This window comes from Paenibacillus lacisoli (assembly GCF_030580655.1).
In the GTDB taxonomy this organism is placed as follows: Bacteria; Bacillota; Bacilli; order Paenibacillales; family Paenibacillaceae; genus Paenibacillus; species Paenibacillus lacisoli.
Genome location: NZ_JAUQTB010000001.1, coordinates 245,718 through 262,915, shown reverse-complemented (window position 1 = coordinate 262,915; position 17,198 = coordinate 245,718). Strand labels below are relative to the sequence as shown.

The 17,198-nt window shown below is 50.4% G+C and carries 15 protein-coding genes; all 15 read left to right on the top strand.

Features of this window, described 5'->3' with window-relative positions:
- The first annotated feature begins 4 nt into the window (after positions 1–4).
- The 15 genes from Q5741_RS01250 to asnS all read left to right on the top strand — a co-directional run bounded on the left by Q5741_RS01250 (position 5) and on the right by asnS (position 17,195).
- A complete protein-coding gene (locus Q5741_RS01250) occupies positions 5–1,342 on the top strand; it encodes a CCA tRNA nucleotidyltransferase (RefSeq protein ID WP_305022223.1) in 1,338 nt (445 codons plus the stop codon).
- The gene (locus Q5741_RS01245; protein ID WP_305022222.1) at positions 1,332–2,306 is read left to right on the top strand and encodes a biotin--[acetyl-CoA-carboxylase] ligase; all 975 of its coding nucleotides are present in this window, start codon (positions 1,332–1,334) and stop codon (positions 2,304–2,306) included. The genes Q5741_RS01250 and Q5741_RS01245 overlap by 11 nt, the downstream gene beginning before the upstream one ends.
- A gap of 343 nt (positions 2,307–2,649) precedes the next feature.
- Positions 2,650–3,525, top strand: a complete 876-nt coding sequence (gene panB, locus Q5741_RS01240) for a 3-methyl-2-oxobutanoate hydroxymethyltransferase (protein WP_305022221.1) — start codon at positions 2,650–2,652, stop codon at positions 3,523–3,525.
- Positions 3,522–4,421 carry a pantoate--beta-alanine ligase gene (gene panC / locus Q5741_RS01235; protein ID WP_305022220.1) on the top strand — a complete coding sequence of 300 codons (900 nt, stop codon included), beginning with the start codon at positions 3,522–3,524 and terminating at the stop codon, positions 4,419–4,421. The genes panB and panC overlap by 4 nt, the downstream gene beginning before the upstream one ends.
- Entirely contained in the window at positions 4,414–4,797 is a 384-nt protein-coding gene (gene panD / locus Q5741_RS01230) for an aspartate 1-decarboxylase (protein ID WP_305022219.1), read from the top strand. Before panC ends, panD begins: the two co-directional genes overlap by 8 nt.
- A gap of 114 nt (positions 4,798–4,911) precedes the next feature.
- The gene (locus tag Q5741_RS01225; protein WP_345784144.1) at positions 4,912–5,589 is read left to right on the top strand and encodes a tetratricopeptide repeat protein; all 678 of its coding nucleotides are present in this window, start codon (positions 4,912–4,914) and stop codon (positions 5,587–5,589) included.
- A 153-nt stretch (positions 5,590–5,742) separates the two neighbouring features.
- The gene (gene dinG, locus Q5741_RS01220) at positions 5,743–8,598 is read left to right on the top strand and encodes an ATP-dependent DNA helicase DinG (protein ID WP_305022218.1); all 2,856 of its coding nucleotides are present in this window, start codon (positions 5,743–5,745) and stop codon (positions 8,596–8,598) included.
- Positions 8,599–8,632: 34 nt separating this feature from the next.
- The gene (locus tag Q5741_RS01215; protein ID WP_305022217.1) at positions 8,633–9,277 is read left to right on the top strand and encodes a redox-sensing transcriptional repressor Rex; all 645 of its coding nucleotides are present in this window, start codon (positions 8,633–8,635) and stop codon (positions 9,275–9,277) included.
- A complete protein-coding gene (locus Q5741_RS01210; RefSeq protein WP_305022216.1) occupies positions 9,270–10,571 on the top strand; it encodes an amidohydrolase in 1,302 nt (433 codons plus the stop codon). Before Q5741_RS01215 ends, Q5741_RS01210 begins: the two co-directional genes overlap by 8 nt.
- A gap of 44 nt (positions 10,572–10,615) precedes the next feature.
- The gene (locus tag Q5741_RS01205; protein ID WP_305022215.1) at positions 10,616–11,161 is read left to right on the top strand and encodes a hypothetical protein; all 546 of its coding nucleotides are present in this window, start codon (positions 10,616–10,618) and stop codon (positions 11,159–11,161) included.
- Positions 11,162–11,524: 363 nt separating this feature from the next.
- Complete coding sequence (locus Q5741_RS01200) at positions 11,525–12,058, top strand: hypothetical protein (RefSeq protein WP_305022214.1); 534 nt, start codon at positions 11,525–11,527, stop codon at positions 12,056–12,058.
- Entirely contained in the window at positions 12,051–13,553 is a 1,503-nt protein-coding gene (locus Q5741_RS01195; RefSeq protein WP_305022213.1) for an AAA family ATPase, read from the top strand. The genes Q5741_RS01200 and Q5741_RS01195 overlap by 8 nt, the downstream gene beginning before the upstream one ends.
- 133 nt (positions 13,554–13,686) lie before the next feature.
- Positions 13,687–14,559, top strand: a complete 873-nt coding sequence (locus tag Q5741_RS01190; protein ID WP_305022212.1) for a 3-hydroxyacyl-CoA dehydrogenase family protein — start codon at positions 13,687–13,689, stop codon at positions 14,557–14,559.
- Positions 14,556–15,773, top strand: a complete 1,218-nt coding sequence (locus Q5741_RS01185) for an acetate/propionate family kinase (RefSeq protein ID WP_305022211.1) — start codon at positions 14,556–14,558, stop codon at positions 15,771–15,773. The genes Q5741_RS01190 and Q5741_RS01185 overlap by 4 nt, the downstream gene beginning before the upstream one ends.
- Before the next feature lie 126 nt (positions 15,774–15,899).
- Positions 15,900–17,195 carry an asparagine--tRNA ligase gene (gene asnS, locus Q5741_RS01180; RefSeq protein ID WP_305022210.1) on the top strand — a complete coding sequence of 432 codons (1,296 nt, stop codon included), beginning with the start codon at positions 15,900–15,902 and terminating at the stop codon, positions 17,193–17,195.
- Positions 17,196–17,198: the final 3 nt, after the last annotated feature.

Below are 17,198 nucleotides of genomic sequence, written 5' to 3'. Positions count from 1 at the left end.
GGCAATGAAGGTATGGCGTCACGTACCCGCGCAGATGGCTGCTCAGGGTGAAAAGGTCGTCCGCACGCTCGTCGAGGCAGGCCACCAGGCGTACTGGGTAGGCGGCTGTGTGCGCGATGAGCTGATGGGCCGCGAGGTTCACGATATGGATATTACGACCTCAGCCATGCCGCAGCAGGTCACTGAGTTGTTCCCCGGCTCTATCCCTACAGGCATTCAGCACGGGACTATTACGGTGGTTATCGAGGGGATTCCGTTTGAGGTGACCACGTTCCGAACCGAAGGTGAATATGAGGATCACCGCCGTCCGACCGAAGTGCATTTTGTAACGGACGTTGCGGAGGACCTCCGGCGCCGGGATTTTACAATGAATGCTATCGCGATCGGATTGGATGGGCAGCCGGTGGATCCGTTTAACGGTAGAGAGGATATTCAGCAGAGACTCATTCGTTGTGTCGGGGAAGCTCAGGAGCGGTTTGACGAGGATGGTCTGCGGATGGTCCGCTGTGTTCGATTTGCATCGGTTTTTCAATTCCGCATAGCGCTCAACACTTGGAAAGGTCTTCTTCATCAGCGGGATAAGCTTGGGTTTATCGCTGCGGAACGGATTCGTACAGAGCTGGAGAAAATGATGAAGGGACCGGCTCCCTTAAGAGGTCTGGAGCTTTTGCGGCGCAGCCGATTAATCTCGTATGCTCGAATACAGACATCTTGGGAGCGTATTGCTGCTGCAGATGTGAGCAGCCTTCCGCTGCTGGGTATTGATCACAGATGGATGCTTCTTCTGTTCGCGATGGGACTTGAACCCGATGAGGCTGATCAGCTGCTTCGGGAATGGACCTTCTCCAACAGGCAGCGGGAACGCTGGGTTGCTGTGCTCCGCTGGGAGAAAGAACTGCAAAGGCTTGTCTTGAACGCAGAACCCGGGTTCGATCCGGGGCATGCAGCGAATCGCAAGGCATGGATCGGAATGGTTCTGCGCTTCGGACAGCAGACGGCTGAAGACTGGCTGACAGTGCGTGAATTGAAGCCGGAACCACTCAGCCACGAACAAAAGCAGTCATCGGGTCGTTCAGAAGCAGGAGAAACGGAAAATGGTTTCAATTGGCGAGAATGGACACTTCTGGGCTGGCGCTGGAACCGAGAAATCAGGTTGTTCGGACTTAAGGAATTAGCGGTTGGCGGCAGCGATCTGCTGGCAGAGCTCCAGCTCAAGGGCGGCCCGTGGCTGGGGCAGCTGATGCAGCATCTTCTGCTGGAAACGGCTTCCGGAGACCTTCAGAACAGCCGTGAAGAATTAATTGAAGAAGCAAGGCGGGTGATCAGCAGAAATGAAGCATGAAGCGCTGCTGAATTTATTTGAGGAAAAGCCTGGGGAATTTATCTCCGGAGAGGAGATCAGCCGGCAGCTCCTGATCAGCCGTTCGGCTGTATGGAAGCAGATTAATAAGCTGCGGGAACTGGGCTATGAATTTGAAGCGATTTCCCGTGTAGGCTACCGGATCTCGGGCACGCCCGATCTTCTGAATGCAATGGAAATCCAAATGGCGCTGAAGACCCGGCGGTTTGGCCGTAAAGTCAAAATTATAGAAACTACTTCTTCTACCCAGGAGGATGCTGCACGATTAGCCGAAGAGGGAGCAGCGGAAGGTACACTGGTTATTGCGAATGAGCAGACGGCAGGACGGGGCAGACAAGGACGTAAGTTCTACTCGCCGCGAGGGAAAGGCATCTGGATGACGCTTCTGCTGCGGCCGGAGAAGCCGCTGCCTTATACCCCGCAGCTGACGCTGCTCTCCGGTGTCGCCGTTTGCCGGGCAATCCGTCAGTTGACCGGCGTCGAGGCAGGCATCAAGTGGCCGAATGACCTCTTGGTGAATGGCCGCAAAATCTGCGGCATCCTGCTGGAATCAGCAGCTGAGGATGAGCTTGTCAGATACTGTCTGGCCGGCATAGGAATTGATGCTAATGTGGAGCCGGAAGACTATCCGGAGGAACTGCGTTCGATTGCAACTTCGCTGAAGGCAGAGGCAGGAAACAAAATCAATCGTAACCAGCTGATTGCAGCCATTATGAATGAATTCGAAATGTTATATGATCTGTACTGTACGGAAGGATTCCAGCCGATTGCTGCGCTGTGGGAAGCACTCTCCGTCTCTCTGGGAAGAGAAGTGCGGACCAAATCCCGCCTGGGTCCAGTTACAGGAATCGCCCGGGGGCTCGACGAATCGGGAGCTTTGATTGTTGAGCAGAGCAGCGGCGAACGGCTTGTCGTATTCTCGGGAGAGATCGAACTTGGTACGTGAAAATGTTGTGTACTAGTGCTATACTGTGTTGGAGGCGGTATCGGTTACCCGAACTGCACTCCAGGGCAGGAAGCCCACGGTATGCATTCCATAACCTTCATAACTGACTGCACAAGTTACGTTGGATTCTGCTCTGAGCCGAAAAGGACCGAGACAGAAGGGACGATCGCGAGTGACTCTTTTTTGGCTGTTCGGACCTTTTTAGTGACCGTTACAGCGAGGCCTGACCAGAACGGCAGATGCTCTAGCGTCTTCCGCGAAGGATCTTACCGGTTTCGGCTGTAAAACTAAAAGGTTTTTTTGTTGTGCCAAAAATACGACTTGAAGGGAGTTTTGATTGCCGATGGCAGCAAAACAAGCACTGAACATTGTTAAAATGAAACAAATGAAAGCAAACGGTACACCGATCAGTATGATAACTGCGTATGACTATCCTTCCGCCAAATTATCGGAGGAAGCCGGGGTGGACATGATCCTGGTGGGCGACTCGCTAGGAAATGTGGTCCTGGGCTATAACTCAACCATTCCGGTTACGCTGGACGACATGGTATACCACACACGGGCGGTTGCACGCGGCGCTGAGCATACCTTTATCGTAGCGGACATGCCGTTTATGACATATCATGCAAGTCTCGAGTCCAGTCTCAGCGGCATTCGCCGTCTGATGCAGGAGGGCCATGCCCATGCGGTTAAAATGGAAGGCGGTGCTGAAATCGCCGAAGTTGTTAAAGCCTCTGTACAGGCAGGGGTGCCGGTGCTGGGCCATATCGGTCTGACACCGCAGTCAGTCAATCAGATCGGAGGATACCGCATCCAGGGGAAGGACCCGGAAGATGCTCGCCGGCTGATGAATGATGCCAAAGCTCTGGAGAAGGCGGGAGCTTTTGCAATCGTGCTTGAACTGGTAACAGAGGAAGTGGCAGCTGCCATTACCCGGGAGCTATCCATACCGACGATCGGCATCGGAGCCGGCCGCTTCTGTGACGGCCAGGTGCTTGTATATCATGATGTGCTTCAGTATGCATCACCTTACCGGGCCAAGCGTTTTGTGAAGACTTATGCTGATGTAGGCAGCATCATGCGTGAGGGGATTGCTCAGTATGTTGAAGAGGTGAAGAGCAAAGCCTTCCCGTCGGAAGAGCATGTATTTAATGCCGACGAGCAGGTGCTCACTTCGCTCTACGGCGGCAGCAAAGAAAAAGTGGGGGCAGGATCATGATTGTTATTCGCGATACCGCAACATTGCGGGAAGAAATCAAACAGCGCCGCAGAGCGGCTCTGGGCGCTGACGTCCAGGTCGGCCTGGTGCCGACCATGGGATATCTGCATGATGGTCATGCTAGCCTGATGCGGGCAGCCCGCAAACAGAGCGATGTCGTTGTTCTCAGTATTTTCGTTAATCCGATACAGTTTGGCCCTAATGAAGACTTTGACAGCTATCCCCGGGATGAAGAACGGGACCTGGCGCTGGCTGAGCGTGAAGGGGTAGATATTGTTTTTATTCCGACTGTCGAGGTGATGTACCCGGGCCCGACCAAGACGAAAATTCAGGTGAGCGGACTGACGAGCCGTCTGTGCGGAGCATCCCGTCCGGGTCATTTTGACGGTGTAACGACGGTTGTCGCCAAGCTGTTTAATCTCGTGCAGCCCGATCTGGCTTTCTTTGGCATGAAGGATGCCCAACAGGTGGCAGTGCTGCAGCAGATGGTGCAGGATCTGAACATGCCGGTTCATATTGTGCCATGCCCTATCGTCCGGGAGGAAGACGGGCTCGCGCTCAGCTCCCGCAATGTGTATCTAAGCGAAGAAGAACGCGAGCAGGCGCTTGTACTCTCCCGTGCTCTTCGTGAGGCCGAATCAGCAGTTACAAGCGGAACAGTCAAACAGGTAACGGATTTGCGCCGGCAGCTGGAACAGACGATCGGTACGTCATCGCTGGCCTTAATTGATTATGTAGAGATTCTGACTTTCCCTGGCCTTGAGCCGCTGGATGAAAATATGCTGTTAAATACGATAGATCAGGATCTGATTATCGCATTGGCTGTCAAGTTCGGACGTACCCGATTGATCGACAATATCAGACTGCAGAAAGCTGAGGTTCACGCCTATGTTTAGAACATTGATGAAATCTAAAATTCACCGTGCCACCGTTACGGAGGCGAATCTGAATTATGTCGGCAGCATAACGATTGACCGTGATCTGATGGATCAGGCTGACCTGCTGGAGAATGAGAAGGTTCAAATCGTAAATAATAACAACGGTGCCCGTCTTGAAACTTATGTGATCCCTGGAGAACGAGGCAGCGGCGTTATCTGTCTGAATGGAGCCGCCGCACGCCTTGTACAGCCGGGAGATACGGTTATTATCATTTCCTATGCCATGATGTCCGATGAGGAAATTAAAACGTTCAAGCCGACCGTTGTATTCGTCGATGGTCAAAACCGGACTGTAGAGACCGCGCGGGAGGAAATTCACGCCACGATCATGTAATGGCTGGGACCCCGGATGAAATGACACCATTCCGCAAAAAATGTGACTAGACGCCTTGCTGGAACCACGCTGTACAGAAGACGCCGTATGCAAGGAACAGCAAGGTATTCACTGTTGCAGGCAGATCGTCAGAACCGAAACCATGGAGTCAAGGGTGGGGTGGATGCCATGTTCAAGCATGTTTTTGATGAAATGAACAAGATGCTGGATGGAATCATCAAGGCTTACCCGTCGGCTCAGGGCGAGCAGCGTCAGGAACTGCTGCTGCGCTGGAACGTGCTGCGTCAAATGAGCGATGACATCATTGACGAATGGCTGTCCTTTGAAGAGAAGATGAGCAGGCTTAACGCTCTGCAGACCCCGTCCAGTGAGTTGACCGCTATGCCGCCGGAAACGAGGGAGGACGCTTTCATCAAAGGACAGGGCTATTATCAGCTTCTCATGTACACACAGAGTATCGAGCAGTTTGACAAGGTGCTGCAGCGTTATCCGGACAGTTCGCTTGCCCGTATTTACAAAGCGATGGCGCACCTGCAGCTCGAAGAACTGGATGAATCATGGATTCAGCTGAACCTGCTCCTGCCGCTTACAGACCATTCTCTGCTTCAAGCTATTATTTATAATGCCCTGGGCTGTATTATGGCAAAAAGAGGCCAGCTGGAGCGGGCACAGCAGCATTTTATGCAGGCCATCCAGTGCGACTCGTCACTAACTGAGCCGATGTCCAACCTGGAAGCCTGCCGCAGCCGCGGACAGCTTCAGAACGGGAATCAGCTGCTAGCGATGTTATGAATGCTGAGTCATGCCGGGTTCCCGAAAGTTATACAACGATGTGCCGCCTTTAGCAAAAAGGGCGGCACATCGTTTTTCTGCCGACGCGAATTTCCAAACTGGCAATCTTCTGCTATGCTGTTAGAGAGACTGGAAGGAAGGAACGTAATCGTAATGAAATTTGCAGTATTGGATTTTGAAACAACAGGAACCCAGTCCGCAGATGATATTATTCAAGTCGGGCTTGCACTTATAGATCATGATTTCAGCATTTCCAGCGTGTACAGCTCTTATGTGAATCCACATAAGCCCATTCCGGAGTTTATTACAGGTCTGACTGGGATTACGGATGAAGATGTCCAGGATGCACCAGAGCTTGACGATATGATGATGGAGCTGGTTCCGCTTTTGGATGATGTGGTCCTAGTAGGCCATAATGTTGCGTTTGATTTTAATTTTTTGCAAAATGCGCTGGACCGCTGCGGGTATTTGCCGTTTAGCGGCCGGATTCTAGATACAATGGATTTTCTGAAAATTGTTTTTCCCTCTCTCGGCTCCTATGCATTGGGTAATGTAACCGCTGAACTGGGTTTCGGACACGATCGCCCGCATCAAGCGGACAGCGATGCACTTGCCACGGCAGAGGTTTTCCTGAAGTGCCTGGATGAACTGAAAGAACTACCGCTGATTACGCTGCAGCGTCTTAGTGACCTGTTCGCGGAGGAAGACAGCGACCTGGGCTGGTTCTTCGACGGCCTTCGTGAGGAGAAAGAACGTGAACCTATTCACGATCTTGATGGGCATACCTTCTATCGCCAGCTTGCCCTCAAGGTGGAAGATTGGACGGAATTAGCGCCAGCCCGTGGTGAAGAGGACGAGAACCCTCTGGCTGACCTGTCTTTCGGGCAGTATATGGAACAGGTGCATGACAACCTTCGTGATATGCTGCCCCAGTATGAAGAGCGTGAAGCTCAGAACCGTATGTTCGACAGTGTGATGCAGGCTCTGGATGAGGACAAGCATTTGTTGATCGAAGCGGGTACAGGCACAGGCAAATCGCTGGGTTATCTGCTTCCGTCCATTTACAGCAGTGTCAAAAATGGTCAGAAAGTGATGATCAGCACGCATACGATTAACCTGCAGGAACAGCTCCGCGAGAGGGATATTCCGCTGCTGACCAAGGTGGTTCCCTTTGCATTCCGGGCCGCCGTATTCAAAGGGCGCGGTCATTATTTGTGTCTGCGCAAGTTTGAACTTAAAATAAACAGAAGAGATTTTGTAACGCCGAAAGAAGATCTGATGACAGCAGCTCAAATGATCGTGTGGCTGACACAGACTGAACATGGTGACGATGAAGAATTGAATTTTGGCAGCCGGGGCGGTGACTTCTGGGAAACGGTAGCCAGTGATTCGGATTCCTGTCTGGGAAGGGCCTGCCCCTGGTTCAAGAAATGCTTCTACCATCGTGCACGCCATGAAGCGGGTATCGCGGATGTTGTTATTACGAATCATTCCAAGCTGTTTACTGATGTGAAGGCAAGTCATCAGCTGCTGCCAGCTTATGAACAGCTTGTTATTGATGAAGCACATCATCTTGAGGATGTTGCAGGCAAGCATCTGGGTCTCCATATGAAATATTTTACATTTGTCCATGGATTAACACGTTTGTTCAAAGACAGCAAGAACGGGCAGCTGCCATCCCTTCGTCAGCAGATTCAGGGTTCGGGTCATGAAAAGGCTGTTGAATGGACGTCCACCATTGATGACATGTATCCTTCGGTTATCGATGCCAAGGAGGCCTGGGATCAGATGAGTGAGCTGATGTTTGGCCTGCTGCCTGAGCGCAGCGATGCATCTCCTGGGGAAGCGGGACAGTTCGTTATGCGGTTCAAAGCCAAAAATCATCCCAAAGGCTGGGATAAGCTGGCGGCTCTTGAGAATCAGATTTATGTCTCCCTCGGTGAGGTGGTGCGTAAAGGAGATCGGCTGATTTCCGAGGTGAAGGAAGACTATGACGATTACAGTGCGGAGAGTCTGACGACGGATATTTCGGGTCTCTTGAAGGATCTGAATACAGTCAGAGAGAACCTGCGTTTCTTTACCCGGCTGGATGATGAGAACACCGTTTATTGGGTGGAAGCAAATGGCCAGTATCGTTCAAAGTCTCTGCAGCTGTACGCCGTACCTGTAGATGTCAGCAAGCAGTTGAAGGAGACGTTCTTTGACAAGAAGAAAAGCGTAGTCCTGACATCGGCAACACTGTCCGTAGATAAATCGTTCCAATATATGATTGAACAGCTGGGTCTGCAGGAAGCAGCCGATACTGGCCGCCTGATGACGACACAGCTGCCTTCGCCTTTTAATTACAGGGAGCAGGCACTGCTGGTCATCCCGCGGGATTTCCCAAGTGTCAAAGGCAGTGTCGGCGACGCGAATTTTGTAAGTATGCTGGCCGAGTCTTTGGCTGAAACGGCGATTGTCACACAAGGCCGAATGCTGGTGCTGTTCACCTCATACCGCATGCTGCGTCAGGTGTATGAGCCGCTGAAGGCAGCGCTTGAGAACAGTGATATCCAGGTGCTAGGTCAGGGCGTTGACGGAGGCAGCCGAACGAAATTAACTCGGCGCTTTCAGGAGAAAAGAGCGTCCGTCCTGCTGGGAACAAGCAGCTTCTGGGAAGGGGTTGACATCCCGGGTGAGGCCTTGAGCTGCCTAGCCATCGTAAGACTGCCGTTCCAGCCGCCTAATCACCCGCTTGTGGAAGCGAAGAGCGAGCTTCTTCAGCAGCAGAAGAAAAATCCGTTCATGAAGCTGTCCGTACCGCAGGCGGTTATCCGTTTTAAGCAGGGGTTTGGACGACTTGTCCGTACAGGCCGGGACCGCGGCATTGTCATTGTCTATGATACCCGCGTGATCGAATCCTATTATGGAAAGCACTTCCTGTATTCCCTGCCAGGACCCAAGATGGAGCACATGCCTACAGGGCAGATGGTGCCGAGAATCGAGGAATGGCTGCACAACAAGCAATAAATTTATTCAAAGCCAGAAATAAGGGGAGCTTGACATGAAGTCCGAGAAAATATCGGAAGCCGTTGTCCGCAGACTGCCTGTCTACCTGCGCTACCTGAACGAGCTTCACAAACGGGAGGTAGCCACAGTCTCTTCGCAGGAGCTGGGACAGAAGCTGGATCTTAATCCGGCACAAATCCGCAAGGACCTTGCATACTTCGGTGACTTTGGACGCAAGGGTATCGGCTATGATGTATCTTATCTTATCGAGAAAATCAGACAGATTCTTAAGATTGATCAACAAATCAATGTAGCGCTGGTCGGGGCAGGTAACCTCGGCCAGGCGCTGTCTAATTACAACGCATATCTTAAGGACAATATGAAAATCGTAGCGATCTTTGACTCCTCTGAAGCCAAGGTGGGCAAACAGATCAATACGTTGACGGTTCAGCCCATGGATGAACTGGGACGCATGGTAGAAGAACATCGAATCCGGATTGGTATTATAACGGTTCCTGATTTCGAAGCACAGCGAGTGGCGGACACGATGATAGAAGCTGGTATTGAAGCCATTCTGAATTTTGCCCCAACCATTCTGAAGGCACCACCGCATATCCGTATTCATGCAACAGATTTCACAACGGATCTGCTCAGCTTGGCCTATTATCTTGAAGGCGGGAAGGATGACGATAATGAATAACGATAAATGGTTGATCCGTAACGGGCAGTTTATAGTGAATGCCCCGGAAACTTCTGTAGTTAAAGGCTGCATGATGATTGAGAACGGCAGAATTACATACATTGGCGAATCTCTGCCGGAAGGGGAGGAAGAGACGCCATTCATAGATGGTAAAGGTCTCCTGTTCATGCCGGGGCTTGTGAACACGCACGGACATGCAGCAATGTCACTGCTGCGCGGATATGGCGATGATCTGGCACTCCAGGTATGGCTGCAGGAGAAGATGTGGCCGATGGAAGCCAAGTTTACGTCGAACGATGTCTATTGGGGCAGCTCCTTATCCGTTCTAGAGATGCTAAAAGGAGGTACCACCACCTTCCTGGATATGTACGATCACATGGATCAGGTGGCTCGTGTCGTACAGGAGTCTGGTATCCGTGCAAGCCTGATGCGTGGGGCAATCGGTCTTTGTTCGGAAGAAGAGCAGGCATTCAAGCTGGCAGAGGCAGTCCAGTTTGCCAAGGAGTGGAACGGTCAGGCGGATGGACGCATTACAACCATGCTGTCTCCGCATGCCCCGTACACGTGTCCGCCTGCTTTTATCGAGAAATTTGTTCAAGCCTCCTATGATCTGGATCTTCCGCTGCATACCCATATGTCAGAAACGGCCGCTGAAGTACAGCAAAATGTTGACTCATACGGACTGCGTCCGGTGGCCCATCTGGAAAAGCTGGGTTTCTTTGACCGACCTTCTCTGGTCGCTCATGCTGTTCATCTGACGGATGAAGAAATTGCTGTTCTTGCCAGCCATCAGGTAGGGGTATCCCATAATCCGGGCAGTAACCTCAAGCTTGCCAGCGGCGTGGCCCGGGTGAATGATCTGCTGAAGGCAGGGGTCACCGTATCTCTGGGTACGGATGGGCCTGCCAGCAACAATAACCTGGACATGTTTGAAGAAATGCGCCTTGCTGCATTGATTCATAAAGGAGTCTCCGGTGACCCGACAGCTGTACCTGCAGCAGAAGCATTGCGGATGGGCACAGAATACGGGGCTCGCTCTATTTTCCTGAACGACACAGGAACTCTCGCTGCCGGCAACAAAGCAGATTTCATTGCCTTGGATATCGACCAGCCTCATTTCCTGCCTTATAGTGACCTGATCTCACATGTCATCTACTCAGCAAGTGCCAAGGATGTAGCTCATGTATGGGTCGACGGTATTCAGGTCGTGAAGAACGGAGAAAGCCTGACCATGGATGAAGAACGGATCAAATCCGAAGCCCAGGCTGCATTCGAGGGATTGCTCGCCCGTTAGGATTCAATGGAAAGCGACTATAAGAGGGAGAGAGGATTTGCCGCTTGAGAAACAGGAAGCAATGGATATGGATCGGAATGATGGCTGTTATTCTGCTGCTTGTACTGTTCTATTGGTACATTACTTACGTGATGAAGGATCAGAACCGTGAAGAGAAGGCCGCGATTCTGACCGCTCAGCAGCAGGGCGGCCTGATATCCTCCGAGCAGACATGGAAGTCAGTATGGGGAATGAACAAGGATAATGCGATCTATTGGGTAGTGAAGGGGAAAAACGCCCAGAATCAGGATCAGATGGTATGGGTACGTTTTGATGCCAATCATGAGCCATCGACCAAGCCGGGAAGTGTCAGTACAGCACTGCTGCAGAATGGCAGATCTGAGGAACAGATCAGGTCGCAATTAACTGCCTCCATGCCTCAGGCTGACATTCAGCGGGTACTGCCAGGTATTTATAACGGTATTCAAGTGTGGCAGGTATTTTGCAAAGATCAGACTGGCTACAATTACCGTTTCTATAAATTCAGCGACGGCAAATTGGTAGACGGGCCGTTTGCTCTGCCAGACAGCTTTGGAACAGAGCAGCAATAATTACAGACTGTAAAGAATTGAACAGATGCGCCGGTGTCCAATAGGATATCGGCGCTTGTTGTTGTGTTCTGGTGACGAAGGAGTGAATTAGATTGCAACCGACTCTATTAAACGACAAATAAACTTCCTGACTGTAGAGTCAGCAAGCGTTATGGGTAAATGTAGCCAAATTGTAACGGAATCATTATAATTTGATGAAAATGGTTTAAAGTCCATCTTTAAAATTCGATATTGTATATACGGTGTGATATACTTTTATTTGTACTTCGTTGATAGTTTGTTCGGTATTTTGATAGTTTTACCATTGTTTGTTAGGTTCGGTAAGCGGTTGTTATTAGTTCAATTATTGAAGGAGGACGTCACTTGAAACTTCGTGTGTTCCCTATTGTTCTTACAGCCATTATTATGGCAGTGGTCTTATTCGGTGGTTGGTTCCTGTATCGTCAAATGGCAATCAAATCTCCGTTAGAGAAAATTGTTACTCAATACCCTGGCGTTACGAGCGCCCAATTAGATATTAACCAGAGTACGGTATCTTTGAAACTCGATTTAAAGCCGGAAACGAATATTAGTGGTTTGGTAGATCAAATTAAAAAAGAAGGCAAGTCGATGATCGGCAGCCGCACTTTGAAGCTGGACGTGGTGGATCACTCCAACAGCCAGCTGGATCAATGGTGGTCTGAAGCAATGTTCCCAGTAGCTGAAGCTATGGAGAACCGCAAATATACAGAGATCCGGTCTGCACTTGAGCAGCTGGAGCACAACAATCGTAATATTAAAATCCAGACAGCCATGGATGACAGCAACGTGTATGTCAGCCTGAGTGAAGGTAAAGCGAGCAAGTTTATTATTCTGCCTCGTGAGGCTCAGAAGATGGGAGTGTGGCCGAATGCCTAAATGGACGAAGGAAATTTTGATCGGCGGTATCCCTGTTGTTATCGCTTTTATGATTTTTATCGGTGTGAACGTTATTCCACTTCTGATCGCAGCGCTGATGCTGGGTGGATTAGCATTCATGATGCATATGCGCGGCGGCTTGGCGGTTGGCGCAGGCCAGGAACGTAAGCGCAAAAAGGCGGCTCCCACGAAACTCACCTTCGAGCAAATTGGAGGACAGGAAAGCGCCAAGCAGGAGCTGCGTGAAGCGCTCGATTTTTTGATCCGTCATGAGGAAATCTCCAAGTTTGGTATCCGCCCGCTCAAAGGGATTCTGCTTACAGGTCCTCCGGGAACAGGTAAGACACTGATGGCACGTGCGGCAGCGCACTATACGAACTCCGTATTTGTTGCTGCTTCGGGCAGTGAATTTGTCGAGATGTATGTCGGTGTCGGTGCCGGACGGGTGCGGGAACTGTTCAAGGATGCACGCGCGCGTGCAGCAAAGGAAAACAAAGAAAGTGCCATTATCTTTATTGATGAGATTGATGTGATCGGCGGCAAGCGCGAAGGCGGCCAGCAGCGTGAATATGATCAGACGCTGAACCAGCTTTTGACTGAGATGGATGGGATTTATAACTCCGACTCTCCTCGTATTCTTATTATTGCAGCAACCAACCGGAAAGAAATGCTCGACAGTGCGCTGCTTCGTCCAGGCCGTTTTGACCGTCATATCCAGGTCGACCTGCCTGATAAGAAGGGCCGTAAGCATATTCTGGAGCTGCATGCGAAGAATAAACCGCTTCAAGCTGAAGTGAATTTGGATAAAGTTGCAGAAGAGGCATACGGTTTTTCCGGTGCGCAGCTGGAGAGTGTTATGAACGAGGCAGCCATCTATGCCATGCGTGAGAATATGGAGCAGATCGGCCAGAAACAGCTCTCCATGGCCATTGATAAAGTCATGATGGGTGAGAAAACGGATCGCGAATCTACGCTTGAAGAGAAAAAACGGGTGGCGATGCACGAATTGGGACATGCCATTATCGCAGAGATTGTCCGCCCTGGCAGTGTGGGACAAGTTGCTCTGAGTCCGCGCGGCAAGGCGCTTGGTTATGTCCGTCATAATCCGCAGCAGGAGCACTATCTGTATACGAAGGGATTCCTGGAAGAGCAGATTATGATTGCGCTTGGCGGCGCAGCAACAGAGGAAATTTATTATGGCGGCCGCAGTACAGGATCGAGTAATGACTTTGAACAAGCGCTTAATATCGTTGAGACGATGATTAAGTCGGGTCTGACCTCGCTGGGGATTGTGAACTTGCAGATGGTGACCAAGCAGGAACTGATGCGGGTGAACAGTGAAGTGCTTGACGAGCTGATGGCACGTACCCGGCAGCTGCTGCTGGAACATAAGCACGTATTTGAATATTCACTGGATATCCTCATGCGTGAGGAAGTTTTGTCCGGGGAGCAATTCCGGTGTCAATTTCGTGACAGCGCCCTTTTACCAGCATAATTCTTTATGCTGGTTATTTTTTTTTACATTTTGGCCGTGCTAAGATATTATTATCTATTGGGTCATAAAGCTGTATTTTTCGACAAGAGGGATACAATATATGTAGAGACCAGGAAGGGATGGAGTAGAAACGATGCAATACAAAAAGATTGGCGTCATCGGCGGCGGTACCATGGGACAAGGCATTGCCGAAATGCTGGCTGGCAAAGGCATTGACGTCCTGCTCGTAGAAGAAAATGCAGAGAAGCTGGAGCGGGCTTACAATATGATCGAGACCAGTCTCGACAAAAAAATGGAGAAATGGGCGATTACTCAGGCTGAGAAGAAACTGATTCTCTCCAGAATTCATAAAGTAACTCATTTCGCAGAGCTTGGTACAAGCGATATGGTCATTGAGACCATTACGGAAGATCTGTCTTTGAAAAAAGAAGTTTTCCACCAGCTGGACCAGGTTTGCAACAGCAATATTATTCTGGCCAGCAATACATCCACACTCAGCTTGACCGAGCTTGCGAGCTCTACCATGTATCCAGAGCGTGTGATCGGCCTGCACTTTATTTATCCGGTATCCCGCATTGATCTGGTTGAAATTATCCGTGGTTTAAAGACGTCGGATGCAACTTTTGAGAACACCAAGACGTTTGTCGAGGATGTAGTAGAGAAAAAGGGTGTTATGGTATACGAATCCCCAGGATTTGTGACAAGCCGGGTTATTTGTATTTTGATTAATGAAGCTGCGCACGTTCTGCAGGAAGGTGTGGCGTCTGCTGAAGATATTGACGATGCTATGCGACTGGGATACAACTTCCAATACGGACCGCTTGAGATGGCGGACCGCTTTGGCCTGGATTCCGTTCTCGCGGCTCTTGAACGCATGTTCCGCGAGTTTGGTGAATTGAAATATCGTCCTTCCATCGTGCTGAAGAAAATGGTCCGCGCGGGCAATCTCGGCGTGAAATCGGGCGAAGGCTTCTTCAAGTATGACAAGGATGGTGACCGGGTATGAAAATTCTAGTAATTAACGCGGGAAGTTCTTCCCTGAAATATCAGCTGTATGATATGACGACTGAAGCCGTTCTGGCCAAAGGTCTAGTCGAGCGGATCGGTATGGATTCCTCCATTCTGAACCACGAGCCGACAGGCGGCCAGGAAATCAGTGAAGTGAGTGAAATTCTGGAGCATACGACAGCGATTCGTAAAGTCCTCGACATGCTGGTACATAAAGAGCATGGTGTACTGCAATCGGTTGATGAGATTCAGGCTGTCGGTCACCGTGTCGTGCACGGAGGTGAGGCATTCAAAGGTTCAGCCATTGTAACACAGGAAGCAAAGTCTGAAATTCGTCGTCTGTTCGATCTGGCTCCTCTGCATAATCCTGCCTGCATGATGGGGATTAGCGCCGCAGAAATTAACATGCCGAATGTTCCACAGGTTGTTGTCTTTGATACCGCCTTCCATCAGACCATGCCGGAGAAGGCTTATTTGTACGCCATTCCGCGTGTTCTCTACAAGAAGTACCGGGTTCGCCGCTACGGCTTCCATGGCACATCCCATTATTATGTCAGCCAAAAAGCTGCCGAGTTCCTGAACCGTCCGTTGGAGGATCTCAAGATTATTACCTGCCATATCGGTAATGGCGGCAGTCTGACAGCGATACAGAACGGCGAATCAGTCGACACTTCCATGGGGCTTACACCGCTGGAAGGTTTGATGATGGGTACACGCAGTGGTGACCTCGATCCAGCGGTTGTTCCATTCGTCATGAACAAGGAAGATCTGACCATTAACGAAGTGAACTCCATGCTGAACAAGCACAGTGGTCTGCTCGCTATTTCCGGTGTTAGCTCAGATATGCGCGATATTACCGATGGCATGGCTGCGGGTGAACCGAATTCCACGCTGGCTTTCGAAATGTACGAATATCGTCTGCGTAAATACATCGGCTCTTATGCGGCTGCCATGAACGGTGTAGACGTGATTGTCTTTACGGCAGGTGTAGGCGAAAACTCTGTGGTTGTTCGCCAGCGTGTCTGCGAGAACCTGTCTTATCTGGGCGTCGATGTAGATGAAGCGTTGAACGCAGTACGTTCCCGTGAACCGCGCCGCATCTCGACGGCTAATTCGAAGGTAGAAGTGCTGGTTATTCCAACCAATGAAGAGCTGGTAATCGCACGCGATACTTTCCGTCTAGTACAGGAGCAGAACAGTACCAATTCATGATATAATTGCTCTGTTCGGCTATTGAACACATTATGATTAAAATTTGGTCCGGCACTTTGCCGGCTGCAGCGAGCAGCCTTCCCATCGGGACGGCTGTTTGTTTGCAGAATAAGGAGAGATTTAGGCATGGCCACTAAAAGTGTGATTCGCGATGTGAATCAGCATGTCGGTGAGACAGTAACCATCGGCGCGTGGATCAACAACAAGCGTTCCAGCGGTAAAATTCAATTCCTGCAGCTTCGTGATGGTACTGGCTACATTCAGGGTGTCGTTGTCAAAAGCGAGGTGCCGGAAGAAGTATGGAACGATGCAAAAAGCCTGACCCAGGAAAGCTCCCTGTATGTGACAGGAGTTGTTCGTGAAGAACCCCGTAGTCAGTCCGGATTTGAGCTGACGGTAACCGGGATTGAAATTATTCATTTGACTGAAAATTATCCTATTACACCAAAAGAGCATGGTGTTGACTTTCTGATGGACCATCGCCATCTGTGGCTGCGTTCTTCCAAGCAGCGTGCAATTCTTTTGGTTCGTGCAGAGATTATCCGTGCTGTACAGCAGTTCTTTGACGAGAATGGATTTACGCTGGTAGATCCGCCAATCCTGACTCCGTCCTCTGCTGAAGGAACGACTGAACTGTTCCACATCAAATACTTTGATGAGGATGCATATTTAACCCAGAGCGGCCAGCTGTATATGGAAGCTGCTGCCATGGCACTGGGCAAGGTATATTCCTTCGGACCTACGTTCCGTGCCGAGAAATCCAAAACGCGCCGCCATCTGATTGAATTCTGGATGATCGAGCCGGAAATGGCGTTTACGGATCATGAAGAGAGCCTGCGTGTGCAGGAGCAGTTCATCAGCTTCGTGGTACAGTCTGTTGTCAAAAACTGCCGCAAAGAGCTGGAAGCGATCGGACGTGACGTATCCAAGCTGGAACAGATTCAGGCGCCATTCCCTCGCATTACCTATGATGAGGCGATTGAGTTCCTCAATCAGGAAGGCTTTGAGATCCCATGGGGTGAGGATTTTGGTGCACCGCATGAGACTGCGATCGCTGGCAAGTATGATAAGCCTGTCTTTATCACCCACTATCCTGCCGGAATTAAAGCCTTCTATATGAAGCCTGATCCGAACCGTCCTGAAGTCGTTTTGTGTGCTGATATGATCGCACCTGAAGGATACGGGGAAATTATCGGCGGATCCCAGCGTATTGATGATCCTGAACTGATGCAGCAGCGCTTCCAGGAGCACGATCTGTCGCCGGATGCTTACCAATGGTATATGGACCTGCGGACATACGGTTCCGTACCACATTCCGGATTCGGTCTCGGTCTGGAGCGTACGGTAGCATGGATTTGCGGATTGGATCATGTTCGTGAGACCATTCCATTCCCGCGTATGCTCTACCGTCTGTACCCTTAATTC

Coding starts and splice junctions, on each gene's coding strand:
- Q5741_RS01210 (WP_305022216.1), top strand. CDS start 9,270: ATGAATAACGATAAATGGTTGATCCGTAACGGGCAGTTTATAGTGAAT.
- Q5741_RS01215 (WP_305022217.1), top strand. CDS start 8,633: ATGAAGTCCGAGAAAATATCGGAAGCCGTTGTCCGCAGACTGCCTGTC.
- Q5741_RS01195 (WP_305022213.1), top strand. CDS start 12,051: ATGCCTAAATGGACGAAGGAAATTTTGATCGGCGGTATCCCTGTTGTT.
- Q5741_RS01245 (WP_305022222.1), top strand. CDS start 1,332: ATGAAGCATGAAGCGCTGCTGAATTTATTTGAGGAAAAGCCTGGGGAA.
- Q5741_RS01190 (WP_305022212.1), top strand. CDS start 13,687: ATGCAATACAAAAAGATTGGCGTCATCGGCGGCGGTACCATGGGACAA.
- dinG (WP_305022218.1), top strand. CDS start 5,743: ATGAAATTTGCAGTATTGGATTTTGAAACAACAGGAACCCAGTCCGCA.
- panD (WP_305022219.1), top strand. CDS start 4,414: ATGTTTAGAACATTGATGAAATCTAAAATTCACCGTGCCACCGTTACG.
- Q5741_RS01250 (WP_305022223.1), top strand. CDS start 5: ATGAAGGTATGGCGTCACGTACCCGCGCAGATGGCTGCTCAGGGTGAA.
- Q5741_RS01185 (WP_305022211.1), top strand. CDS start 14,556: ATGAAAATTCTAGTAATTAACGCGGGAAGTTCTTCCCTGAAATATCAG.
- asnS (WP_305022210.1), top strand. CDS start 15,900: ATGGCCACTAAAAGTGTGATTCGCGATGTGAATCAGCATGTCGGTGAG.
- panC (WP_305022220.1), top strand. CDS start 3,522: ATGATTGTTATTCGCGATACCGCAACATTGCGGGAAGAAATCAAACAG.
- panB (WP_305022221.1), top strand. CDS start 2,650: ATGGCAGCAAAACAAGCACTGAACATTGTTAAAATGAAACAAATGAAA.